The organism is Pseudoalteromonas sp. 3J6, from assembly GCF_903995135.1.
Lineage (GTDB): Bacteria > Pseudomonadota > Gammaproteobacteria > Enterobacterales > Alteromonadaceae > Pseudoalteromonas.
In genome coordinates this window covers 237,206-261,415 of sequence record NZ_LR877185.1, presented here as the reverse complement: position 1 = coordinate 261,415, position 24,210 = coordinate 237,206, and the positions used below count along the sequence as shown (strand labels likewise).

Annotated in this window: 25 protein-coding genes; 8 read left to right on the top strand and 17 right to left on the bottom strand. The window is 40.9% G+C overall.

From position 1 onward, the window contains the following. Window positions 1-651 precede the first annotated feature (651 nt). A complete protein-coding gene (locus tag P3J6_RS01170) occupies window positions 652-1,191 on the top strand; it encodes a gamma carbonic anhydrase family protein (RefSeq protein WP_010392775.1) in 540 nt (179 codons plus the stop codon). Between the two features lies 1 nt (window position 1,192). On the opposite strand, the gene P3J6_RS01165 is transcribed toward P3J6_RS01170, so the two are convergent. Further along, on the bottom strand, window positions 1,193-1,447 hold the full coding sequence (locus tag P3J6_RS01165) for a DUF1488 domain-containing protein (RefSeq protein ID WP_008467093.1): 255 nt from the start codon (window positions 1,445-1,447) through the stop codon (window positions 1,193-1,195). Next, window positions 1,444-2,268 carry a shikimate dehydrogenase gene (gene aroE / locus P3J6_RS01160; RefSeq protein WP_010392772.1) on the bottom strand — a complete coding sequence of 275 codons (825 nt, stop codon included), beginning with the start codon at window positions 2,266-2,268 and terminating at the stop codon, window positions 1,444-1,446. The genes P3J6_RS01165 and aroE overlap by 4 nt, the downstream gene beginning before the upstream one ends. A 52-nt stretch (window positions 2,269-2,320) precedes the next feature. Between aroE and P3J6_RS01155 the strand changes: the two genes are divergently transcribed. Then, window positions 2,321-2,758: a group II truncated hemoglobin gene (locus tag P3J6_RS01155; protein ID WP_010392770.1), complete on the top strand. Its 438-nt coding sequence runs from the start codon at window positions 2,321-2,323 to the stop codon at window positions 2,756-2,758. A gap of 102 nt (window positions 2,759-2,860) precedes the next feature. Then, the gene (locus P3J6_RS01150) at window positions 2,861-4,465 is read left to right on the top strand and encodes a methyl-accepting chemotaxis protein (RefSeq protein ID WP_198522029.1); all 1,605 of its coding nucleotides are present in this window, start codon (window positions 2,861-2,863) and stop codon (window positions 4,463-4,465) included. A 46-nt stretch (window positions 4,466-4,511) separates the two neighbouring features. Here P3J6_RS01150 and hemF read toward each other — a convergent pair whose 3' ends face one another. From hemF to P3J6_RS01120, 6 genes are all read right to left on the bottom strand, one after another. Beyond that, window positions 4,512-5,429: an oxygen-dependent coproporphyrinogen oxidase gene (gene hemF, locus P3J6_RS01145; protein ID WP_010392766.1), complete on the bottom strand. Its 918-nt coding sequence runs from the start codon at window positions 5,427-5,429 to the stop codon at window positions 4,512-4,514. 2 nt (window positions 5,430-5,431) lie between these two features. Further along, window positions 5,432-5,995: an L-threonylcarbamoyladenylate synthase gene (locus P3J6_RS01140; protein ID WP_138571419.1), complete on the bottom strand. Its 564-nt coding sequence runs from the start codon at window positions 5,993-5,995 to the stop codon at window positions 5,432-5,434. Between the two features lie 23 nt (window positions 5,996-6,018). Then, a complete protein-coding gene (locus tag P3J6_RS01135; protein WP_010392760.1) occupies window positions 6,019-6,594 on the bottom strand; it encodes a DNA topoisomerase family protein in 576 nt (191 codons plus the stop codon). Between the two features lie 111 nt (window positions 6,595-6,705). After that, window positions 6,706-7,179 carry a DUF494 family protein gene (locus P3J6_RS01130; RefSeq protein ID WP_010392756.1) on the bottom strand — a complete coding sequence of 158 codons (474 nt, stop codon included), beginning with the start codon at window positions 7,177-7,179 and terminating at the stop codon, window positions 6,706-6,708. Window position 7,180: 1 nt separating this feature from the next. After that, complete coding sequence (gene dprA, locus P3J6_RS01125; RefSeq protein ID WP_138609092.1) at window positions 7,181-8,272, bottom strand: DNA-processing protein DprA; 1,092 nt, start codon at window positions 8,270-8,272, stop codon at window positions 7,181-7,183. A 28-nt stretch (window positions 8,273-8,300) separates the two neighbouring features. Next, window positions 8,301-9,422 carry a LysM peptidoglycan-binding domain-containing protein gene (locus P3J6_RS01120; protein ID WP_138609094.1) on the bottom strand — a complete coding sequence of 374 codons (1,122 nt, stop codon included), beginning with the start codon at window positions 9,420-9,422 and terminating at the stop codon, window positions 8,301-8,303. A gap of 119 nt (window positions 9,423-9,541) precedes the next feature. On the opposite strand from P3J6_RS01120, the gene def reads away from it, so the two are divergent. From def to P3J6_RS01095, 5 genes are all read left to right on the top strand, one after another. Further along, window positions 9,542-10,048, top strand: coding sequence for a peptide deformylase (gene def, locus P3J6_RS01115; protein ID WP_138609096.1), 507 nt, complete (start codon window positions 9,542-9,544; stop codon window positions 10,046-10,048). A gap of 31 nt (window positions 10,049-10,079) precedes the next feature. Next, the gene (fmt, locus tag P3J6_RS01110) at window positions 10,080-11,033 is read left to right on the top strand and encodes a methionyl-tRNA formyltransferase (RefSeq protein ID WP_198522028.1); all 954 of its coding nucleotides are present in this window, start codon (window positions 10,080-10,082) and stop codon (window positions 11,031-11,033) included. Then, complete coding sequence (gene rsmB / locus P3J6_RS01105) at window positions 11,026-12,321, top strand: 16S rRNA (cytosine(967)-C(5))-methyltransferase RsmB (protein WP_109875838.1); 1,296 nt, start codon at window positions 11,026-11,028, stop codon at window positions 12,319-12,321. The genes fmt and rsmB overlap by 8 nt, the downstream gene beginning before the upstream one ends. An 83-nt stretch (window positions 12,322-12,404) precedes the next feature. Further along, window positions 12,405-13,781, top strand: coding sequence for a Trk system potassium transporter TrkA (gene trkA, locus P3J6_RS01100; protein WP_054202928.1), 1,377 nt, complete (start codon window positions 12,405-12,407; stop codon window positions 13,779-13,781). Between the two features lie 193 nt (window positions 13,782-13,974). Beyond that, window positions 13,975-16,125, top strand: coding sequence for a TonB-dependent siderophore receptor (locus P3J6_RS01095; RefSeq protein WP_232735457.1), 2,151 nt, complete (start codon window positions 13,975-13,977; stop codon window positions 16,123-16,125). 59 nt (window positions 16,126-16,184) lie between these two features. On the opposite strand, the gene P3J6_RS01090 is transcribed toward P3J6_RS01095, so the two are convergent. The 9 genes from P3J6_RS01090 to P3J6_RS01050 all read right to left on the bottom strand — a co-directional run bounded on the left by P3J6_RS01090 (window position 16,185) and on the right by P3J6_RS01050 (window position 24,056). Continuing rightward, on the bottom strand, window positions 16,185-16,400 hold the full coding sequence (locus tag P3J6_RS01090) for an EF-hand domain-containing protein (RefSeq protein ID WP_198522027.1): 216 nt from the start codon (window positions 16,398-16,400) through the stop codon (window positions 16,185-16,187). A gap of 64 nt (window positions 16,401-16,464) precedes the next feature. After that, a complete protein-coding gene (locus tag P3J6_RS01085) occupies window positions 16,465-16,677 on the bottom strand; it encodes an EF-hand domain-containing protein (RefSeq protein ID WP_036980747.1) in 213 nt (70 codons plus the stop codon). A 134-nt stretch (window positions 16,678-16,811) separates the two neighbouring features. Beyond that, window positions 16,812-17,024: an EF-hand domain-containing protein gene (locus P3J6_RS01080; RefSeq protein ID WP_008112939.1), complete on the bottom strand. Its 213-nt coding sequence runs from the start codon at window positions 17,022-17,024 to the stop codon at window positions 16,812-16,814. Window positions 17,025-17,092: 68 nt separating this feature from the next. Further along, a complete protein-coding gene (locus P3J6_RS01075) occupies window positions 17,093-17,305 on the bottom strand; it encodes an EF-hand domain-containing protein (RefSeq protein ID WP_198522026.1) in 213 nt (70 codons plus the stop codon). 503 nt (window positions 17,306-17,808) lie between these two features. Next, a complete protein-coding gene (locus P3J6_RS01070; RefSeq protein ID WP_198522025.1) occupies window positions 17,809-18,471 on the bottom strand; it encodes a flagellar brake domain-containing protein in 663 nt (220 codons plus the stop codon). A gap of 24 nt (window positions 18,472-18,495) precedes the next feature. Beyond that, window positions 18,496-19,947, bottom strand: a complete 1,452-nt coding sequence (locus tag P3J6_RS01065) for a TrkH family potassium uptake protein (RefSeq protein ID WP_008467072.1) — start codon at window positions 19,945-19,947, stop codon at window positions 18,496-18,498. A gap of 94 nt (window positions 19,948-20,041) precedes the next feature. Continuing rightward, entirely contained in the window at window positions 20,042-20,656 is a 615-nt protein-coding gene (locus P3J6_RS01060; protein WP_076920146.1) for a YigZ family protein, read from the bottom strand. Window positions 20,657-20,729: 73 nt separating this feature from the next. Next, complete coding sequence (pepQ, locus tag P3J6_RS01055) at window positions 20,730-22,052, bottom strand: Xaa-Pro dipeptidase (protein WP_010392729.1); 1,323 nt, start codon at window positions 22,050-22,052, stop codon at window positions 20,730-20,732. A gap of 117 nt (window positions 22,053-22,169) precedes the next feature. Continuing rightward, window positions 22,170-24,056 carry a lytic transglycosylase domain-containing protein gene (locus tag P3J6_RS01050; protein WP_198522024.1) on the bottom strand — a complete coding sequence of 629 codons (1,887 nt, stop codon included), beginning with the start codon at window positions 24,054-24,056 and terminating at the stop codon, window positions 22,170-22,172. Window positions 24,057-24,210 lie beyond the last annotated feature (154 nt).

Genomic DNA, 24,210 nt, shown 5'->3' with positions numbered 1-24,210 from the left:
GTGTCAAGGCTCGACTTGCATGTGTTAGGCCTGCCGCCAGCGTTCAATCTGAGCCATGATCAAACTCTTCAATTAAAAAGTTTTTTGTCTTTCGACAGCTCAATGAATTCTGAATTTATTTAATATCTTTCGATATTGAATTGACTGTGCTGCAATAAATAAATTTATTGCTGTTGGTCACTCAGTTTCAATTGAGACTCTAAATTTGTTTGCCTCACTTAGTAAACTAAGCTTGGCTGTTAGAACTCAATCTGTACGAGTGCCCACACAGATGATTGCTTTATATTGTTAAAGAACGTTGCGACGTTGTCGCTAGGGATGCGTATAATACATCCTTTATTTTTCGAGTCAACACTTAACTTTAAACTTTCTTACGATGATTTAAACTCAAGTTTCATTTAACTCTCTGAGTAGTTCGTGCCTCGCTATGCGTTGGCGTTCCCCGTCTCAGTGGGGTCGCATTATAGGGAGAACAGATTTTTACGCAAGTACTTTTTTAAAGAAAAACTAAAAAAACACACTGTTCGGTTAGTATCTGAGCGAAAGCAGGTGAAACTGGTAGTTTTATAATCAATATAGGCTTTGCTGGCACTAAAATAAGCGCTACTGTTACACTAATACTCTTAATATGTTTAATTTAAAGGTGCATATATGGCAATACGTTCTTATAAAGGAATCACTCCTGCGTTTAATGAATCTGTTTATGTAGACGAGTCGTCTGTATTAGTCGGTGATATCACTATAGGTGATGATAGCAGTGTATGGCCGTTAGTTGCTGCCCGTGGTGATGTTAACCATATTCGTATTGGTCAGCGAACTAATATACAAGATGGCAGCGTTTTACACTTATCAAGAGCAACAAAGAATAATCCAGACGGCTACCCACTTATTATTGGTGATGATGTAACCGTTGGTCATAAGGTAATGCTGCATGGCTGCGTATTAGGTAATCGTATACTCGTGGGTATGGGCGCTATTATTATGGATAATGTGATTGTAGAAGATGAGGTAATTATTGGTGGCGGTGCTTTAGTACCCCCTAATAAGCGTTTAGAATCTGGTTTTTTATATGTAGGTAGCCCAGCAAAACAAGCTCGCCCATTAACAGAGCAAGAGCTGAGCTTTTTAAAAGTGTCTGCTGATAATTACGTGCAGCTTAAAGATGAATACTTAGCTGAAGATGCTAGTTAATTTAACTAACTAAACTCACTTCTATTTGACCTGCCGAGTTATAGCATTCATCTTCAATAAGCTGCTCGGCACGTTCTTCATAATCAAAACGGTATTGCTCAAAATAACGCGTTGCATGACTCTCATCGGCTAAATTTAAACTACTGACAGCAATCACACACTCAACTAGCATGCCATTTACTTGTGCAAAAAAAACTAATTGATGAGTTGGCTCTCTAAATTCGAGTCGATCTATAAACTGTATTGCTTGATTCATTTAAGCACTCCCTGCTTTAGTGCAGTAATAACAGGAACAATCTCAGGCATTTTATTTCGCCATACATAATAAGCTTGGGCGGCTTGCCCTACTAGCATGCCACTGCCATCTAATAGCTTAGCTGCTTTATTGTGTTCGCTGACCCAATTCATGAATAGCGTATTTTGCGTGGCGTAAAACATATCATAAGCCATTTCACATGTGCTTAAGTGCTTTTCGCTTAACGCAGGTAATTCGTTATTCATGCTGCTCGAGGTTGAGTTAATAACTAAATGATAATCAGTAAAAGGAAGGTCGTCAAAACCATATCCCGAAACATTGCCATGCCCAGTAAAGAGCTTTGCCAATGTTTGGGCTTTGTGTACTGTGCGATTAACAATAACTATCTCTGCGGGATTTTGCTCTAGTAAAGGTAAGATCACTCCTCGAGCAGCGCCACCCGCACCAATGATCAACAGGCGTTTACCTGTTATCGTTATTTTATTGGTCAGTAAGTCGTTAACAAAACCAGTGCCATCAGTGTTATCACCGAGTAAACTGCCATCATCGCGCTTTTTAAGGGTGTTCACTGCGCCTGCCAGTTTGGCAACTGGGGTGAGTTCATCGGCTAAAGCAAAAGCCTGCTCTTTAAAAGGAACAGTGACATTGGCGCCTTTTCCCCCTTGCTCAAAAAAAGCAGCGACTGTTTTTTCAAATCCATCGATAGGTGCTAATATTGCGCGATAGTCGATTTGCTCTCCCAATGATTTTGCAAACTGCTGATGAATAATGGGAGATTTTGAATGTTTGATTGGATTTCCAAAAACCGCATATTTGTCCATTTTAAACAACCTCTTCGCAGTTTTAGTACTGCCTATTAACGATGATAAATTTATGATTAAAAGACTCTTTTCAAGATCAAAGCCGTCTACAACTACGCAAGCACCTACGCCAGATAAAACCCCGTATGAAATCATTGGTGGAGAAGCCCCCACGCGTGCAATTGCTAATAGATTCTACGACATAATGGCCAGCGATGAATACGCTAAACCGTTATATGATATGCATCCTCAACCATTAGACAGAATTCGCCAAGTATTTTTTGAGTTTTTATCCGGTTGGCTTGGTGGGCCTGACCTATTTGTTGAAAAGCATGGCCATCCGATGCTGCGTAAACGTCATATGCCGTTCCCTATTGATCAAGACCTACGCGATCAGTGGATGTATTGCATGAATAAGACCTTAGATATAGAAATAGATAACCCTGTGTTACGCGAAGGCTTACGTCAATCACTGGCTCAGCTTGCCAGCCATATGATTAACCAGCATTAACCTACCTCGTTCTTTAATTGTGGATTATTTGCGCTAAGTCAAAATCCGCTTTTCTAAAATATAGATAATACCCTATCAAATAATTAGAAAAGCGTGGCGCGTGTGAAATCAATCCAACATAAAATTTATGCTTTATTAGCTCTAACTGGCGTTATTGTATTAATAGCCAGTATTTTTAGTAGTGCTAGCCAACAGCGCACGCTCGCCCAGGATACGGTGGCAGAAAACATTAAGCTGCTTGCCGATAATTATTTTGACTCAATAAACACCATGATGCTAACCGGTACTATGGCTAATCGAGAATTATTGAGCCAAAAGCTACGCAAACACCCTAATATAGAAGATGCTCATATTATTCGCTCCGATATAGTTAATAATCTGTATGGTGCCGGAAATAAAAACCAAACAGCAAGTAATAACAACGAACGCGAAGCACTAAAGGGTAAAGAAAGCTTATTTATAGAGCAAAACACCGATAGCCGCAGTATGACCTACCTACGCCCTATGTATGCTAGCTCTGATTATAAAGGTACTAACTGTTTAGGCTGCCATCAAGCGCAAGAAGGCGATGTGCTAGGCGTGGTAAAAATTAGCTATTCCTTAGCCGATATTGATAGTGAGGTAACTTACAACACCTTAATAACCACCAGCCTACTTTCTACTATTTTTATTATTGCCTTTGTGCTGCTAGGTATAGTGTTTAGAAAAATATTTATAGTGCGCCTTAAAAAGCTCGGCCATGCAATGCACTTAGCTACTACCAATAAAGATTTAACCTTACGCATTGAAGATAACGCCGAAGATGAACTCGGCTGGCTTGCCACCAGTTTTAACCAAATGATTGCTACGTTTAAAGATAACATTGCACAGGTATCTCACTCTTCAAAAGTGCTTATTCATTCAGCAGAGAAAATTTATACCTCGGCCGATACCACTGAGCGCGCTATTTTAGAACAAAAGAAAAGTACCGATTCGGTGGCCGCAGCAATTAATGAACTAGAAAGCTCATCCAATGAAGTAAGAAACACCACTCATTTTGCTCAAGAAAAATCTGAGAACAGTAATGAACTAGCACAACAAAGCATGCAGGTTGCAGAGCAAACCGAACTCAGTATTAATCAGTTAGCAGAAGATGTACGCCAAGCGGCAGATCAAGTGAGACAACTACAAGAGCAAACGCTTGAAGTGGGAAAAGTACTTGAGGTGATCAGCAGTATCGCCGAGCAAACAAATTTATTAGCGCTTAATGCTGCCATTGAAGCTGCCCGTGCAGGTGAAGCTGGCCGAGGCTTTGCCGTTGTTGCTGATGAAGTACGTACTTTAGCAACTCGAACTCATGCATCTACTGATGAAATACGTCGCACAATTGATAAGCTGCAGTCAGAAGCCGCGCAAACCGTTAAAACCATGGGGGAGTCCTGTGCAGAGGCAGACGAAAGAGCGCAACAAGTACAGCAAGTTGCACAGGCTTTAAAAGATATTTCAGGGCAAATGAATGAAATAAATGAGCTCAATATACAAATAGCCGATGCAACAGAGCAACAAAACCAAGCTGCTGAAGAAATAAATATAAGTGTTGTTGGTATTAGCGATAACGCCGAGCAATCATTAGTGGATGCCGATGAAAATCAAAAAGTCAGTGAAGAGTTACTCAACTTAGCTCGCTCGTTAGATGAGCAGGTACGCAGTTTTAAACTTAAGCGATAATTTTAAAAGCCAGTCAATAAGCCGTTTATTGACTGGCATATCATTCTTAGCCCAGTGCTAACCAATCTCGAGGCTTTAAGAAATCTTTATATAGTAATGCCTCTGCGCTGTCTTCGGCTGGGGTATAGTTATACTCCCAACGGGCTAAAGGTGGCATCGACATTAAAATAGATTCCGTACGGCCACCGCTTTGTAAACCAAACAATGTGCCACGGTCCCAGACTAAATTAAACTCAACATAACGACCACGGCGGTATAATTGGAAGTCGCGCTGCTGCTCGGTGTACTCATCGTTTTTACGACGTTCAATAATAGGAACGTAAGCATCTAAAAAGCCATTACCCACCGATTGCATAAATGCAAAGCTTTGCTCAAAACCTAACTCATTTAAATCGTCAAAAAATAAGCCGCCTACGCCGCGGGTTTCATCACGATGTTTTAAATAAAAGTATTCGTCACACCATTTTTTATATTTTGGATAAACATCATCGCCAAATGGCTGACACACATCGTGCGCAACTTGGTGCCAATGCACTACATCTTCAAGTACAGGGTAAAACGGGGTTAAATCAAAACCACCACCAAACCACCAAATCGGTTCTTCACCTTCTTTTTCGGCAATAAAAAAGCGTACATTGGCATGGCTTGTTGGTATATGTGGGTTTTTAGGGTGAATCACTAACGATACACCACACGCATGAAAACTACGTCCTGCAAGTTCAGGCCTATGTGCAGTGGCAGAGCCCGGCATAGAGGCACCAAATACATGAGAGTAATTAACTCCGCCTTGCTCAATCACATTACCATTGGTGATAACGCGAGTACGACCACCGCCGCCCTCTTCTCGCTGCCAGCTGTCTTCAACAAATTGTGCTTTCCCATCTGCTGCTTCTAAGCCTTGGCAAATGGTATCTTGCAAAGCCATAAAGTAGGCTTTTACTTGTTTTAATAATTCGCTTTGCATAGTTAACCTCTGAATATATTGCCTGTTGTGGCATCTTTAATGGTGCTTGGTTGTGTATTACCACCTAATGGTTCATCAACATAAAAACTAACCTGATCTGCAAACTGCTGCTGCGCCTCAACAATACTTGTTACCGTTGCTTGACCAGTTAAATTTGCACTTGTTGATACCAATGGTTTACCAAACTCTTGGCATAAACGTTTAACTGTAGGATGGTTAGTTACTCTCACTGCAATAGTATCAAATTGCCCTGTTAACCACTTCGGCGTGGTTTTAGCAGCAGGCATGACCCAGGTAATAGCACCAGGCCAACTTGAAAAAATATCAGCGCGTTTGTCCATGGGCAACTTAGCGTCATCCACGTACTTTAATAATTGCCCGTAATTGTCAGCAATTAAAATAAGCCCTTTTTCAACTGGGCGTTGTTTAATATCAAGTAAACGCTCCACCGCTTGTTGATTATCAGGATCGCAACCTAAGCCATAAACAGCTTCAGTTGGGTATAAAATAACATCGCCTTGTTCTAAGCTTGTTATTGCAGCAGATAAAGAAGAAAGGTCAGACAAAATTGTCTCCAGAGATATTTATGTTATTCAGTGGCAGCAAACTTATGCATACAGCTTTTTTGTGGGCATTGTAACACAACACCACTCGCGGCTTTTTTCTCAGTAACAACTGGCCAGTCACATACAGGACACGCTTGAGCTACAGGTTTATGATTAAGCGTATATTTACAGCTTGGGTAACAGTCGCAGGAATAGAATACTTTACCAAACTTATTACTGCGTGAAACTAAATGCCCTTTTTTACATTTAGGGCAACCAACCACAGGCTCTTCACTTGGGGTGTCGTCATCGTCACTGGCAATATAGTGGCATTCAGGATAACCCGTACAACCAATAAACATACCGTAGCGACCATTTTTCACCACCAGCGGCTTGCTACACTCTGGACACTCGCTGTCCTCAAGTACTTTTATTTCATTGCTATCATGATGGGCAAGCGGGCGAATAAAATCGCACTTAGGGTAACTAGCGCAGCCTAAAAAAGGCCCCGACTTACTATTACGAATGACGAGTTCTGAACCACATTGCGGGCATATCTCATATTCTTTTTCTAAGGCGTGTTTATTGGCCGAGAAAAGTGAATGATCGATTTTACTCATGTAAATCCTAGTGGTTGGTGAATTTTCGCCTAATATACCCAAAACCCTTAAAGATACAAGCTATCGCAGTCGGTTTGTTAACGCTGAAAATAATAAAACACCCAATAATGGTTAATGTAACACTTCGCTAGGCTCATCAAAAATAAGATCTTCCATTTGCTCATACGCCTGCTGAGAATCAGGGGCATTAAATAACACCATCAAAATTAACCATTTTAAATCTTCTAAAGTAATGGCTGAATTATCAAGCGCCGCCAAACGATCCATCACCATTTCACGAGTGGTGCTATTAATAACGCCGGTTTGTTCAACAAACATTAAAAAGCCACGGCATTCAGTATCAAGAACTCGACACTCGCTATCGGTAAAGATTCGCACTGCATGCTGCTCAGTGGCTAATAAATAAGGCGACTCATTACTATATTGTAATGCGGCAAGTTGATCTAACCAGTCAATAGCTTTGTTTATTTCCGGCTTGTTAAACCCAGCGCGCAGTAGCTCATCAGTAAGCTTACTTTGCTCAACAAAAACATCGCTTTCGCTGTGAACATAGTTTTCAAATAAATACATAAGAATATCAAACATATTATCCTCCAGCGCTTAATTTAATATAGCCGTCTAATACTCGCTCAATTTGATCGTCTAACTCTAAATCAAGCAATCGCGCTTGTACTTTATCAATTGGCCACTGCACTCGACGCATAATATCGTCCACACTGGTCACCTCAAACCCAATACTATTAAGTACCTCGCAATCTGAGGTTACAGCATCAGTTAACTCTTTACAGTTTAGACCAGAAGGGTATGAAAAGTTCATCTCATCAAGGATATCTGCGACGTTCTCAACCAGCTTAGCACCTTGTTTAATTAAAAAGTGGCTAGCTTGTGCAAGCGGATTTTTAATTGAACCGGGTACCGCAAAAACTTCTTTATTTTGTTCAAGCGCGTAACGTACCGTAATTAATGAGCCGCTTTTAATTTCGGCTTCAACAATTAAAACGCCTAAAGAGAGCCCTGAAATAATACGATTGCGCCGTGGGAAGTTGTGCGCATTGGCAGCCGTACCAGGCAAAAACTCACTAACCAATAAGCCTGTTGCTAATACTTGCTCTGTGAGTAACTTATGGCGTTTAGGATAGTAAATATCAACGCCTGTCCCTAGCACTGCAATGGTTTTGCCATTTCCTGACAGTGCCCCTTTATGGGCAGCACCGTCAATACCTCGCGCCATACCTGAGGTTACTGTTATGCCAGCAAGGGTTAACTGGTGTGCAAACTCAGCAGCAATTTCAAGCCCTGTAGTCGTTGCGTTTCGACTGCCAACAATGGCTATTTGCGGCGAAGCCAGCAAGCTGATATCCCCTTTACAAAAAAGTAATAGTGGCGCACTGGCTATTTGTTTTAGCTGTTCTGGGTAGGTGGTATCAAAAATACTAATAACAACAATGTTTTGTTGGCTGATCAACTGCTCATAATGTGCAACTTGCTGCCAGTTAGTGTTAAGTAAGTTGCTAGCTTGGTGAGCCGTTAAACCAATGTTTACTAGCTCAGCGTGTGATAAAGAAAACAGCGATGCTAAACTGTATTGTTGAGACAGGGCTAAGAGCGTTTTAATCCCTAGCCCTTTGCATAAGTAAAAGGCAAGCCAATGATTTAGCTTGCCACACGATTGTTCCATGTTCCCTCCTAGAACACCGACTCGCTACTTAATGAATAACTGCTAAATCTCCAATGCGAATTGGGTGCTGATTTTTAGTGATCAGCGCATAACTAACTTTGTCATACACTTTAAAAATAATCATTTCACCAACTTTTTCAGCTGGCATTTTCCACGTTATGCTGTCTTCATCAGTTTCTGAGCCGAATAATTCGCTAGTAGCCGATACCAATTTTTCTAAACGACTTGAATCTTCGGTATAGCGCGGACCTCGAGCACCATCAATTACTTTAGGTGATTGGCGTTCAATATCAAGTACATGGCCCACTTCAACTTGTTGCTCAGAGCCTAAGTTTAGCACCACCACATCCATCGTGCTAAATTCTCTCACTTCACGAGGAGATGCAATTACATGGCCCTGCAGCGGCTGGGTAGGACGATGCATATTAAAATACACTGGCAGCATCTGCCCTTCCATGGCGGGTAATAAAAAGTCACCTTGTTTAATTTCACGTTTTACTGATTCAACCCTGACTGAGGCAGGTTCGCCATTGGCGGCATCACCAGCTCTAAAGGCCCGGGCCATACCTACATAAGATGCTCTACTCGCTAGTTCTTCACCTGTTTTAGGATCGGTGTAAGGCGCTCCTTCATGGTAAATAGCATAAGCCTGATGGCGCTTTAAATTACCTTTAACATATAGAATATGATCAATAGTTTGAGTTTTAGTATTTTCGTTTGCACCTAAAATATAGGGTTTTTCTTTTACCAAATCGCTGTTTATCGCTTGTTCAAATGACAAATACGGTTTAATCAGCGCAAGCGGTAATGTAGTGATAGCGTCTTTCCCTTTAGGAGTAATACGCCCTATAGGTGATAGCTTTCTATACGCTTTATTAATTACTAAACGCGGATTACCGTCTGTATCGTAAATTAATGCTAACGCATCGCCCGGGTAAATAAGATGAGGATTGCCTATTTGCGGATTCATTTGCCATAACTCAGGCCACAGCCACGGCTCGTTTAAATATATCGCTGAGATATCCCAAAGCGTGTCACCTTTTTTTACAACGTACTGTTTAGGCGCGTCTTTTTTTATAGTTAGTACATCTGCTAGCACAGGAAAAGTAGCACTTAATGCAAGTATTATTGCAATGAATGGAGATTTCATTGAGCTTCCTCATAGTGTTTTTTCATTATTATTAATCAAAACCTGTTAAAGGGGAACGTGAATGGCTAAAATAAGAACATACGATACCCTAAATTTAAGCATAAGTGTAAAAGGTAACTATGGCTAGGTTAGAAGTTTTAAGATTTCCAGATGAACGTTTACGTACAATCGCAAAAGAAGTAACTGTTGTTGACGACCAAGTACGTGAAATCGTCAAAGATATGCTAGAAACTATGTACGACGAAAATGGTATTGGACTTGCTGCTACGCAAGTTGATATTCACCAACGTATTGTGGTGATCGATGTATCAGAAGAACGCGATGAACCACTGGTACTTATCAATCCACAAATTATCAAAAAAGATGGCTCTACCGTGAGTGAAGAAGGCTGTTTGTCAGTTCCTCATTCGTATGCAAAAGTTGACCGTGCAGAGACTGTTACCGTGGCTGCACTCAACGAAGAAGGTAAAGAGTTTGTTCTTGATGCCGACGAATTATTAGCGATTTGTATTCAGCATGAGCTTGATCACCTTCAAGGTAAATTATTTATTGATTATTTATCTCCATTAAAGCGCCAACGCATCCGTAAAAAGCTTGAAAAAGAAGCGAAGTTTGCAGCGCAATAATAAGCACCTTAGTAAATAATTAGGAAACTCAGTGACACAACCATTACGCATTATATTTGCCGGTACGCCGGACTTTGCTGCACGCCACCTGCAAGCACTCATCAATAGTGAACACCAAATTGTGGGCGTTTACAGTCAACCAGATCGTCCAGCGGGTCGCGGAAAAAAACTAAAAGCCAGTGAAGTAAAAGCGCTTGCACTAGAACATGAGCTACCTGTTTTTCAGCCGCAATCTCTCAAAACAGATGAGGCACTTGAAGAATTAAACAGCCTCAATGCCGATATCATGATTGTAGTTGCCTACGGTTTAATTTTACCTAAAGCCATTTTAGATGCCCCGCGTTTAGGGTGTTTAAATGTGCATGGCTCTATTTTACCGCGCTGGCGTGGTGCCGCGCCTATTCAACGTGCTATTTGGGCAGGCGATCAGCAAACCGGTGTAACGATAATGCAAATGGATGAAGGGCTAGATACCGGCGATATGCTGCATATTAGCCGCTGCCCTATTGATAATACTGAAACCAGTGCCAGCTTATACACTAAGCTTGCTGAACTCGGGCCTGATGCATTAATCGATACCATAAATCGTTTAGCCAACGGGGAAATAACGCCTGAACCACAAAACGATACCGATGCCAATTACGCTAAAAAACTCTCAAAAGACGAAGCCAACATTGATTGGTCTATGGATGCCGAGCAAATCGAGCGCAACATTCGTGCCTTTAACCCATGGCCAGTATGCTTTACCCAAATGAGTGGTAATACGGTAAAAATATACCAAGCAAATGTGGTTGAACAATCAGGCACAGCTGGCACTGTCTTAGCAAGTGATAAAAACGGTATCGTTGTGGCTTGTGGTAAACACGCTTTATCTATTGGCGAATTACAACCACAAGGCAAAAAGCCAATGGCAATTAATGATTTTTTAAACGGTCGTAGCGATTGGGTCACACCCGGCACTGTATTAGGCGAAAATAATGAGTAATGTAAGCAATGTCAGAGCGCTAGCCGCTGAAACTTTATATAACGTGGTTGATAAAGGAGCATCGCTTAATCAAGAACTTCCTTTCGCTAGCCAAGGCCTATCACCTAAAGATAAAGCTTTACTGCAGCAAATTTGCTACGGAGTATTACGTTACTTACCTAGCCTAGAAAATTATTGCCAGCATCTAGTCGAGCAACCGCTTAAAGGCAAACGTCGTATTTTCCAGTTTTTATTGTATGTGGGCATTTACCAACTACAACACATGCGTGTACCGCCGCATGCAGCAATTAGCGAAACGGTTAATGCGTTACAACAATTGCGCGCTCTTGGCTTAAAAGGGCTTATTAACGCCATTTTACGAAGCTTTCAACGTCAGCAAGTTGAGCTTGAAGAAAAAGCCAAACAAATTCCGGTATGTTTATACAACCATCCAAACTGGTTTATAAAGCAAGTAAAAGAAGCCTATCCAGATCACTGGGAAGATATTCTAGAAGCAAACCAACAGCAAGCGCCAATGTGGCTGCGAGTGAATCAATCGCAGTTTAGCACCCAAGAATATAGCGAAATGCTAACCGCTAACGATATTGAACATACTCTAAACCCTGATTTTATTGATGGCATTAAACTAAGCAAACCACGCGATGTGTTTTCACTTCCTGAGTTTGATACCGGTGCTTGTTCAGTACAAGATGCGGCAGCGCAGCTTGCAGCTCGCTACCTAGACCCACAAAATGGTGATGCAATACTTGATGCCTGTGCAGCGCCTGGTGGTAAAACCTGCCATATTTTAGAGCTTGCCGATGCAGATGTGCTCGCGCTTGATAGCGATGCCACACGACTAGAACGTGTTAAACAAAACTTAGAACGAATTGGTTTGGGAGCCGACTTACAATGTGGTGATGCATCGCAACCTCACACTTGGTGGGATGAAGATCAGTTTGATCGTATTTTGTTAGATGTACCCTGCTCTGCAACGGGCGTAATTCGTCGTCATCCAGATATAAAATGGCTACGTCGCGCATCCGACATTAACGACTTATCGACCCTACAAAGCGATATACTCGATAGCATTTGGCCATTGTTAAAACCAGGTGGCACATTAGTGTATGCAACTTGCTCGGTACTTCCTCAAGAAAACCAACAACAAGTTGCTAAGTTTTTAGCTAATAACGACGATGTGGAGCATATTCCTCTGCACAGCGAAGACACAAAAACCACACCAGGCTTACAGCTTTTGCCAGGTGAAAGTGACGGTTTTTACTACGCTAAATTAGTTAAAAAAGCCTAGTATTGCAACGCAACACATTTAACTACCTCGCTTTGAGGTAGTTATTATTTTGATGTAATTAGTATTAATAATACGGGTACATAATGAAAATAATCATACTCGGTGCTGGACAAGTTGGCGGCACACTCGCAGAAAACTTAGTGGGTGAACAAAACGAAATAACCGTAGTTGATATCGACGGTAACCGCTTGCGTGAACTGCAAGATAAATACGATTTACAAGGTGTTGCAGGCCACGGCGCCCACCCTGACGTGTTGAGTCGCGCAGGAGCTGAAGATGCCGATATGATTATCGCCGTAACCAGCTCAGATGAAGTAAACATGGTGGCATGCCAAGTTGCTTACAGTATTTTTAATACGCCAACCAAAATTGCCCGCATTCGCTCTGAGCAATATTTAAAATACCGCGAAAAACTCTTTCATAATGATGATTTACCTGTCGATCATTACATAGCCCCAGAAGCACTCGTAACTAAATATATTCGCCGTTTGATAGATTACCCTGGTGCATTGCAGGTACTACAATTTGCCGACGGCATGCTCTCTTTAGTAGCTGTAAAAGCCTACTATGGCGGTTTATTGGTAGGCTATGCCCTATCTACACTTAAGCAACATATTCCTAATGTAGAAACCCGGGTAGCCGCTATTTACCGTCAAGGCAAGGCAATAAAACCGCAGGGTACTACTGTAATAGAAGCCGACGATGAAGTATTTTTTATTGCCGCCACCAAACATATTCGTGCGGTAATGAACGAGCTACAAAAACTGGAACGCTCGTACAAAAAAATTATGATAGCCGGTGGGGGTAATATTGGTGCTGGCCTTGCTCGCTCACTAGAAAGAAACCACAGCGTTAAATTATTAGAACGCAGTAAAGAGCGCGCAGAGCAACTCTCTGAAATGCTAGACAACACCGTGGTATTTTGTGGTGATGCGTCCGATCAAGAGCTGCTCTCAGAAGAACACATTGAACAAGTTGATGTTTTTATTGCCGTTACTAACGATGATGAAGTGAATATTATGTCGGCCATGCTCGCAAAACGCATGGGGGCACAAAAAACCATGGTGCTTATTCAACGAGGTGCTTACGTTGATTTAGTACAGGGCGGCGAAATAGATATTGCTATTTCACCACAACAAGCGACTATTTCTGCGTTACTTACGCACGTGCGCCGAGGCGACATTGTAAACGTATATTCACTGCGTAAAGGGGCTGCAGAAGCCATAGAGGCAGTTGCCCATGGTGATGAAAACACATCTAAAGTAGTGGGTCGCGCGATTGCAGATATTAAATTGCCAGCAGGTACCACAATAGGTGCAATTGTACGTAATGACGATGTACTAATTGCCCACGACGACACGATAATTCTATCAGGCGATCATGTAATTATGTTCTTAATTGATAAGAAACACATTAACGTGGTTGAAAAGTTATTCCAAGTTAGCGCAATCTTTTTATAAGTAACCCCTCCTTTTTATTCACAACGTGCTTGTAAGCAAAAAAGGAGAATGCTTAAATCTAAATGAAAATCATTATCAAAAGCATTTACTAATAAAGAAAAATCCATTAGTCTCTTCTTGCTCGATTATCAAGCAGCGACATCTACTGATGTGAAAAGTTAATTTCACGTTTTTAAATAAAAATGGATTTCAAATGATACACCTACTCTCAAAGAAAAATTCTCCCGTAACTCATTACACTCTGGTTGGTCTTTTATTTTCAGCAGTTTCAACTCAAACGCTCGCCCACACTAGCAAAGATATCGAAAGGTTAACCGTTATTGGAGAGCAAGCGAACGGCTATAAAGTTAATTCCATGAGCTCTGCAACAGGTCTTGAGCTATCACATTTGCAAACACCGCAATCAACGATAGCGATAACAAGCGATTTTATGGCAGACCAACAACTAAACACCGCAATTGAAGCTATAACCAGTGTAACAGGCATAAATGCTCGAGAAGCAGATAATGGCAAGTTTTCTATTTCAGCCCGAGGTATTAGTGTCACCAGCATACTTTATGATGGCATAGCAACCACCTATGACACCCGCTTTAATTATGGAGATAACCTAACCGATACCGCAATTTATGATCGTATCGAAATAGTTAGAGGAGCAACGGGGCTCATGCTGGGCGCAGGTAACCCTTCGGCAGCAATTAATTTGATACGTAAACGTCCAACTGCAAACACTCAAATAAATCTTACTGCTTCATTAGGCTCATGGGACAACTACCGTGCGATGGTGGATGTGTCGGGAAGCATAAATAATAGCGAAAGTATAAGAGGACGGGCTGTTGTTGCTTATCAAGATAGACACTCATATCAAGATCGCTTCTCGCAAACCAGTCAAACATTGTATGGCATTATTGAGGCAGATCTTTCTAACAGTACTTTATTGACTCTTGCTGTTGATAATCAATCGACAACTCCTAAAGGAACAATGTCAGGCGGTTTGCCTATTTTTTATAGTGATGGCTCCCGCACTGCTTATGACAGAGGTGCTTCAACGGCTCAAGATTGGGCCTCTTCTCGAACCGATGCACTTAATGCGTTTATTCGTCTAGAGCATTACTTTAACGCTAACTGGCAGCTAACCGCTAATTATGTCTATGGTGATAACGACCTAGACTATGATGTGTTTTGGGTAAAAGGAGAGCCCGATCCTATAAACAACACAGGAATGAAACCCGGTTCTATAAACTATATTGATGCAAACAGAACGCAGGATACCTATGAGGTCGAACTCAATGGTCGGTTTAATTGGCTGGGCCAAAGTCACCAACTGCTATTTGGTTATAATACCCAAGAGCAACAGTTTTCTACCCCTTATTATGCTAGTCAACAAAGTGACTATATTATCGGCGATTTCACTGACTCTAGTTATAGCATTGCAAAACCAAATTGGCAGTCAGAAGCGGCTTACGGCTCTTATGGCACAACTAAACAAGATGCACTTTATGTTGCTGCACAACTAAATATAACCGATGCCTTGTCTTTAATTGTTGGAAGCCGGTTAAATCAATGGCAAACCAATCAAGATAATTTTGGTCGCATGCATGATTATAAAATAAGTGATGAACTAACTAATTATTTTGGGGCAACTTATGAACTGACACAGAGTTGGGCTTTGTATGCTAATTACACTGATATTTTTACACCACAAAGTCGAGTTGATAAAAATGGACATTATTTAAGCCCTATTGAAGGTAAGAATTATGAACTTGGCATAAAAGCTTCTGTACTTGATGAACGTTTAGACATATCCCTTTCTGGATTTAAAATTTATCAAGATAATGTAGGCGAGTACACGGGAGATACCATTGCAGAAACACTTCAGGCCATCTACAAGCCCATTGACGGCACATTAACTCAGGGCTACGAGCTAGAAATCAACGGAAAATTAACCGACAACTGGAACGCTTATTTTGGCTATACCCATAGTAAAGGCGAAAAACCGGATAATACGGTATTAAATACCACCAACCCAAAAGATCAATTTAAACTTTTTACTAGCTATCAACTCTCAGGTGCATTAGACAATCTAAAAGTGGGTGGTGGCTATCGCTGGCAAAGCAATAGCTATGATGAAGTTAACAACCCTGTTTATGGTGCTGTTGAGGTAAACCAGCCTAGTTATGGTATTGCCAGCCTAATGGCGAATTATCAAATGAATGAGCAATTATCTGTTAGCCTAAATATCGATAACTTATTTGATAAGCATTATTACAGTCAAATTGGGTTCTATAACCAATATCGTTATGGCAAGCCAAGAAGCTTCTCTCTCCAACTTAAATATAGTCTCTAACAAGCACAAAAAAGCCGCTGACTATTAAGCGGCTTTAGTGGAGTATGATGGGGTAATACTTATTGTACTCTTGCAAACTCTTCTTTAGAAAGTTCACCATTTCCGTCAGTATCTAAGTCATCAAAAATATTCATGAGTTGTTTATTAGACGCAACTTCCTGCTGACTAATTACACCGTCGCCATTGCTATCAAAAGAGGCAAAGTCTACTGCTGCGTATGCCGCTGATGATGATGCTAATACTAAAATCGCAAGTGTGGTATTTAATGCTTTCATAATAAGTCTCCTTAAAGAGGGAAATCCTTTTCTGAGATCCCTGTGCAATGAAAAAAGTTAAAAATTAAAAGTTTGCAAACTCAGCTTTAGAAAGCTCACCATTACCGTCAGTATCAAGCTCAGTAAATGCGGCCGTTAAATCAGCATTTACAGCAGCTTCGCTTTGACTAATAACCCCATTACCGTCGGCATCAATTGTGTCAAAGTCGCTAGCGGCAAAGGCCGCTGATGAAGAAGCTAGCGCGATCAGTGCGAATGTTTTGTGTAATGTTTTCATAATTTAATCCTTCAAAATGTAATGCTTTGTGCTATTGGAAATGTCAGGCTATAACCGTCCTTGTCATTCTTTTTCACAGGCTCCCTTGCCTACTTAGGTTGTCTTTGGCAACTCAGAATATACCCAGCTTTAGCTTATGCTTTAGAAAATTCTGCTTTTGATAGCTCACCGTTTTGGTCTGTATCAAGCTCTGAGAACATGCTCATTAGCTTTGCATCAACTGATGCCTCACTTTGGCTAATAGCACCGTTACCGTCAGTATCAAGTGTATCAAAATCGCTGGCAGCAAAAGCTGCTGATGAAGAAGCCAATGCGATAAGTGCGAATGTTTTGTGTAATGTTTTCATAATGAGTATTCCTTAAAATCGTTTAAATAATGTGGGAGATTTAGCTCCCAAAGTTTAATAGCTTAGGATTATGCTTTAGAGAACTCTTCTTTTGATAGCTCACCGTTTTGGTCAGTATCAAGCTCTGAAAATAGGCTCATTAGTTTTGCATCAACTGATGCTTCGCTTTGACTGATCGCGCCGTTGCCGTCAACGTCTAGCGTATCAAAATCGCTTGCTGCAAAAGCAGCTGATGAAGAAGCCAATGCGATAAGTGCTAAAGTTTTGTTAATGCTTTTCATAATCAATCTTCCTTCAAAGTTTATGTTTTGTGCGATTAAGTGTTTTACTTCAAATCACGTTTCGTTCAATACAACCTGACTATTACAACTTCGATGCCAACAATTAAAAGCTGCATCTTTTCAATAGGTTAAGCTAAAAACAGCTTTAGGAAGCGTTATTTCATTCGTTATTTTGTTGCTTTTTAGCAACAGCGAACAAAGCAAAAAGATTAAAGCCTTATAAAACAATGGGTTGGTTTTTATAAAAACACCACACGATCAGTGAAAAACCACTTACAAAGCGAGTTAATTAAACAAAAAGGAAGGTGAGTTGAGGTTTATTTTGTTATAAATAAAAAATTATAATTAAAAAATAGATTTAAGTTACTGTTTTTAAATAGTTTAAAAATAAATTTAAGATGACGTTGAAAATTTACAGCCGCACAAGGCTATTTGTTGCAAAATGACGAAATCACGTGAGTATGCTGAGCTTATAATAGAAGCTTGTTCAACTTGATATGCCCCTAAACTATTTCAACTTCAAGCGCACTAGGGTCAATAAAGTGATCCCCCATTAACGCTTTCATTTGCTCTTCACTGGCAAATAATCGAATACCACAACAGATACCACTAGCATGTTTTTTTACACTGCAGACTTGCCCCTCATGCTTAGTATAACCATCAAATACAACCGTACAGCGCATGTCTTTTAACTCATCGAGTTCTTGGGTTGTTTTAATATCAAACATTACCCCGGTGAGCGAAATGTCTTTTATAACCCCTTCAAAGGGAGGCTGCTCATCGGTTAATGTTAACTTAGCAGGAAACAACGTAGGTATGCGTGCTTGTGAGCGAAGCCCAAACAACTGTACTTGTGAAGGGTATTGAATAAACAACAATTTAGCAGGGTGAGAGGCAACAGACATAAGTTGCTGACGAAACGCAATAATGTGCCCACCACTGCCCTCTATAAGCGCCCTTACCACCACCATAACACCATCACGCAAGTAATCACTTGCCATAGGGAGTCGCTTAGCGCTGGGATAGTTTAAAATAATAAATTTGTTTTCTAATAAACCAATAAACTCCGTTTTTACACGTCGGCTACTGGTTGGTGTCAGTATTTCTACATCGACTATGCCACCGGTGACGATTTGGTTTAACTTTTCCAAATTGGTTTTTTGCATAGTTCCTTCCCAATATTTAAAACATTATCCACGCCAAAATGTTGGGGTAAATAATACTAACAGTGTAAATATCTCTAATCGGCCGAATACCATAGCGACTGTTAGTATCCATTTAGCGGCATCACTAATCGCACCATAATGAGAGGCTACGTCACCCAAACCTGGGCCCAAGTTATTAAGGCATGCTGCCGTCGCAGAGAATGCGGTAATGTTGTCTAACCCTGTGCCCATTAACGCTAACATTATAATAATAAAGACTAGTGCATAAGCTGAGAAAAAGCCCCATACCGCTTCAACTACTTTGTCGGGTAAGGCTTTACGCCCGAGTTTTATTGAATATATTGCTCGAGGATGTACTAAGCGGTTAAGCTCGCGCACCCCTTGCAAGTACAACAAAAACACACGAACAACTTTCATACCACCACCGGTAGAACCCGCACAGCCGCCAATAAAGCTAGAAAAAATAAGTAAAATAGGTAAAAACAACGGCCAAGCTGAAAAATTATCTGTGGCAAACCCTGCAGTACTACTAATAGACACCGCTTGAAACAACGCCTGATCGAGGGTTTCATCACCATTTGCATAAACATCATGAGACGAAAGCACAGTAAAGCAAATTACCACCAGCGCTAACTGAATACACAAGAATACTTTAAACTCAGGGTCGCGAATGTACACACTAATATTACGGCTTGCTACAGCGGCATAATGTAGTGAAAAGTTAATAGCGGCTATAATTAAAAAGAACACACAAATAAAGTTAATTACAGGGCTATCAAAGTGTCCCATTGACGCGTCATAAGTAGAAAAACCACCAATAGCAACTGTAGAAAAAGCATGGCATATAGCGTCAAACCAATTCATCCCTGCGCTCCAATACGCCAAAGTACACGCAAGAGTAATAGATACGTAAATATACCAAAGGTGCTTAGCTGTATCGGCAATACGCGGGGTCATTTTGGAGTCTTTTACTGGGCCAGGAATTTCAGCTCGGTACAACTGCATGCCACCGACGCCAAGCATTGGCAGTATGGCTACTGCTAATACAATGATCCCCATCCCACCAAACCACTGTAATTGCTGGCGATAAAATAATACCGATTTAGGCAAGTATTCTATGCCAGTTAATACGGTCGCCCCTGTGGTAGTTAAGCCTGAGAAAGCTTCAAACACTGCATCGGCCAAAGAGAGGTTGGGTTCTTGTAAAAATATCAGCGGCAATGACGCAAACGCCCCTAGTACCAACCAAAACAAAACCACAATTAAGAAGCCTTCGCGTGCTTTTAAATCACCATGCTCATGCCTATTTGGATAGTAAGCCATTAAGCCAATAATAACGCTAAATATAAAGGCTAAAACAAACGGTACCCCTCCGCCATCTTTATAAATTAAAGACACGAGTGCTGGTGGCACCATTGTAATACTAAATAGCGCGACCAGTTGGCCAAGAATTTTTATGATGGTACGAAATTGCATTGAGCGTATCGCTTTTTTATTAGTAAATTAAAATAACTACTGTATGACTCGAAAATTTAATCTTTAGTGATTAAATAGGATGGATGTAAGACTATTACTCTTTGATTGTTAACTCAACTGCACCGTGGCTTAAATCAAAAATATCTTTGCATGCTTGTTGTGCTTGGCGGCTATCAATAGTGATGCTCCACTCAATATTTGCCGTAAACTGCTTTTCAATATTAAGTACCTGAAAGTTGGTTTTTAAGTGCTGTTCTATTGCGCCTTGCATACTGTATTCACTAAAGCCAACCAGCTCAATGCTGGGTACTTTTACCACTGTTTGTAATTTTGCTAAGGCATTATTAAGTGAGCCACCATAAGCACGAACTAACCCACCGGTACCAAGCTTTATACCACCAAAGTACCGTGTTACCACAGCAGTTACTTCACCTAGGCCTGAGCCCACCAGCACGTTGAGCATAGGTTTACCGGCGGTGCCATTTGGCTCTCCATCGTCAGAAAAACCATAAACATGGCTTCCACCAGGATTACCCGCAACATGCGCCCAACAATTATGGCGTGCATCACTGTATTTTTCTTCAATGTTTTTAATAAAGGCTTTCGCAGAGTTTAAATCAGGCGTGTGGCCTATATGCACAATAAAGGTGCTTTTTTTAATTTCTTCTTGATGAAAAACATCGTCGGCTGGGTATTTATATTCTGACATAGCGCTTACTTGGCTGTTAAATTAAAAATGGGGCCAACAGGCCCCTTTCGTGAATAATATAAACTGTTAAATATTAGTCGAGTAATAAATCACGCGTCATATTTTCTAGGCTGTCTTCGTGAACAATAATATTATCTTCAATACGAATGCCGCCAAATGGTTTAAACGCTTCTACTTTTTCCCAGTTAATAAACTGCTTGTTGTCTGTTTGTGCTAAATCACCCAACAAAGAGTCGATAAAGTACAAACCTGGCTCAATAGTAAACACTTGGTTTTTCTCAATTAAGCGAGTGCAGCGTAAAAATGGATGACCCTCTGGTGGTGCCTGATGTGCACCGGTTTCATCACGCATAAAGCCACCTACATCATGTACCTGTGCACCTAAATGATGCCCTAAGCCATGAGGAAAGAAGGTTGAGGTAATTTGACGCTCAACAATTTCAGCTGCAGGTAACTTAACAATATCAAAGTCACTTAGTAACTGTGCAATGCGGTTATGGCAGTCAATATGTAGCTCGCCATACAGGACACCTGGTTTTAAGCTTTTGCCTAACTCAATCTGATGCGCCGTCATTGCTTTAACTAGGTCAGCAAACTCACCTTGCTTTTTAAAGTCGTAGGTACGGGTAATATCTGCAGCGTAACCATTAAAGTTAGCGCCCGCATCAATTAAAAATGAGTTATGTGTTTGCGGTGCTTTTGGCTCAAAATGCGTGTAATGCAAAATAGCGCAATTTTCGTTAAGGGCCACAATGTTGCCATACGGCATTTCATTTTCGCTCTGACGCGTTGCCATTAAGTAGGCCTGCTGAATATCAAACTCGCTACCACCATTAAAAAACGCATCACGCGCCGCTTTGTGACCATCTACCGCAATACGGTTCGCATTACGTAAACATTCAAGTTCATATTGCGTTTTATAAGCGCGGTGATAATGAATATAGTTAAGTACTGGCTCAGGATTCATAATGCTAAAACCAAGTGCTTGGGCCACTTCTAGGTATTCGCCAATGTAGGCAAATTTAGCTTTATCGTAAGGAAGTAGCTTTTCAACCTGATCAGGCTTTAGTAGCAATTCAATATCGAAGTACTCTGCCCAAAAATCTCTTGGTTCATCAGGTACCTTGTGCCAAAAGTCAATTGGACGATAAAAAATAAGCTTTGGCTTATCGCTACCATTTACCACAATCCAGCAATGTGGATTATCAATAACCGGTAACCACGCTTTAAAATGGGGGTTAACTTTAAACGGGTAATACATATCATCTAAAAATTGGCGCTTAGCTTGGCCTGAATGAATGACTAATCCTTCTAACCCTTCTTGCTCACAAATAGTACGTGTACGCTGCTGCAATGTTGCAATATGTTCGGCGTATAATACGGCTAATTTTTCCATAATAAACCCATCTGTTAAATTTAACTTGCTCTGAGTCTATCACTTATAAACAAAGCGCTCAAAAAAGAGGGATAGTTACCGTGTAAATATCCCTCTGCTGTTGTAGATTTATTTTTACTAACCGCCCATGGTCATCTCTAATAGTGGCGCGAGTAAATTCCCCTCTCGGCCAAGGCGAGTGTGATAAACCTGCCGATACGCAAATACGTTTTTTACGTAGTCTCGAGTTTCTCTATATGGAATAAGCTCAACCCATAGCTCTGCGGGCATCGCTTCCTCTGGTAGCCAACGCTTAATTCGATGATACCCGGCGTTATAGGATGCTGTTGCCAATACCTCATTACCGTGATTTTTCTTTTTTAAATACTGTAAATAACGGGTGCCAAGTCGAATATTGGTTTTTGGCTGATACAACCGATGGTTAGATACATCGCCTTTGTTAATATATTTTGCGGTGCTTGGTAATAACTGCATTAACCCGCGTGCATTTGCATGAGAACGGGCATCGGGTGCAAATGAGCTTTCTCGACGCGCAATAGCGATACTCCAAGTTAAATCTATTTTGCTACGCTTACTGTAGCGCTCAAACATGTCTTGAAACGCAAATGGAAAACGCAAATCAACATAATCCCATGCTTTTATTTTTGCTAGGGTAAATATTGTACTATCAAACCAATCAAGTTCTGCCGCAAGCACTGACGCTGCTAGCTTTTCATCATCTTCAGAAGTGTTGGTTAAATAATTCCATTCACGTCTGGCCGCTGTAAATCGCTCAAGTTCATATAGTGCCTTAGCACGCTTAAAGCCTGGTGCATTACTGACTTTTGTTACTAAGGCTTGATTTACATTGACTGGTAGCTCATTTAAATCAACCGGTAACCCTAAGCGAGCAGCGGCTAAAAAACCGTAATAATCACGGTTAGCGGCTACCTTACTCCAAATTGCCTTAGCTTTTTCATGATCTGCGCGTTTGTCATAACTATAAGCAAGCCAATACTGTTGCCCTAAGCTAAGGTTTTCTTTTCCGGTAAAAAATGCCGCAATGCCTTCCCAATCTTGAGTTTTAAGCATATTGGCTAGTTGCCATTGCATTAATTTACGATCTTGACGCGCTTTAGGGACTTTATTTAAATAAAAGCTCGCCTGGCTATGGCCGCTCGACGCCAACGACAGCGCAAAGGTATAATATACATCCGCCTTTTCATCATCAGCAAAATCAAACATGCCTTCAATTTTTTGCCACGCCTTTAATGCCAGCTCTTTATCACGCCAAATTAAACGCTTAATACCATAAAGCGCTATTTCCCCTTCTTTGGCTGTTTTACGTTTATAGCGGTAAAGGCCTGCAGCAGCACTAGGATCGCGCCTTACCTTGGAATATAAATCAGCTAAATAACGCTCCTTGGCTGGCAATAAGGTTTTTAAATAAGGCAATAAACGATAAGAGCCCCCTTGTGCCGCTAAAGTAACACGCTGCCACACAACATCAGGGGTTAAATAACCATTTTGTCGCCAACGCTTAAAAAGCCCGTCACATTCACTAGGTTGTGACTCGCCTACCGTCCAAATATCGGTTACCTGCGAGAGTATTGCTTTTTTAGGCGCTCCTAAGTCAAGCTGATAACTAAGATGGGTACAACTAAGCTCAGTGTCAGAGGTTTCACGGTAGTTTTTAATAAATGCTGCTTTTTTATTTCTGCGCTTTAAATAATTTAACCATGCTTTGCGCACTGGCCACTCTAATGGCGTGTGTTCATAAATAGTGAGGAAGTTTTCTATTTCTGTTTGGTGTTTTAAACTGGGGTAGCGCTGCCAATAGGCTTTTTCTACATAGGGCTTAAGTGGGTGAGACAATGAGTCTACCGCTTCTTTAAAGCTTTTATAATCGCCATAACGGGCTTGTTTTTCTGCATCTAAAAATGCATCAAGTTCAGTATTTGCGTTGGCAGAGGGTAAAGATAAAAATAGAGTCGCTGCCGCTACGCTTAATAAATATTTTTTCATAATGTCCTTTAGGGCATAGTAACCTTCAAGGCTGACAAGGGTGTGGCTAAGGGTAAATAGAAAACAGCGCAGGCACTGTAACTCTATTTATTTACTTTGATAAAACCCAAGCTATAAACACCAAGACAGCGCAATAAAATGAATAAAGAAAACT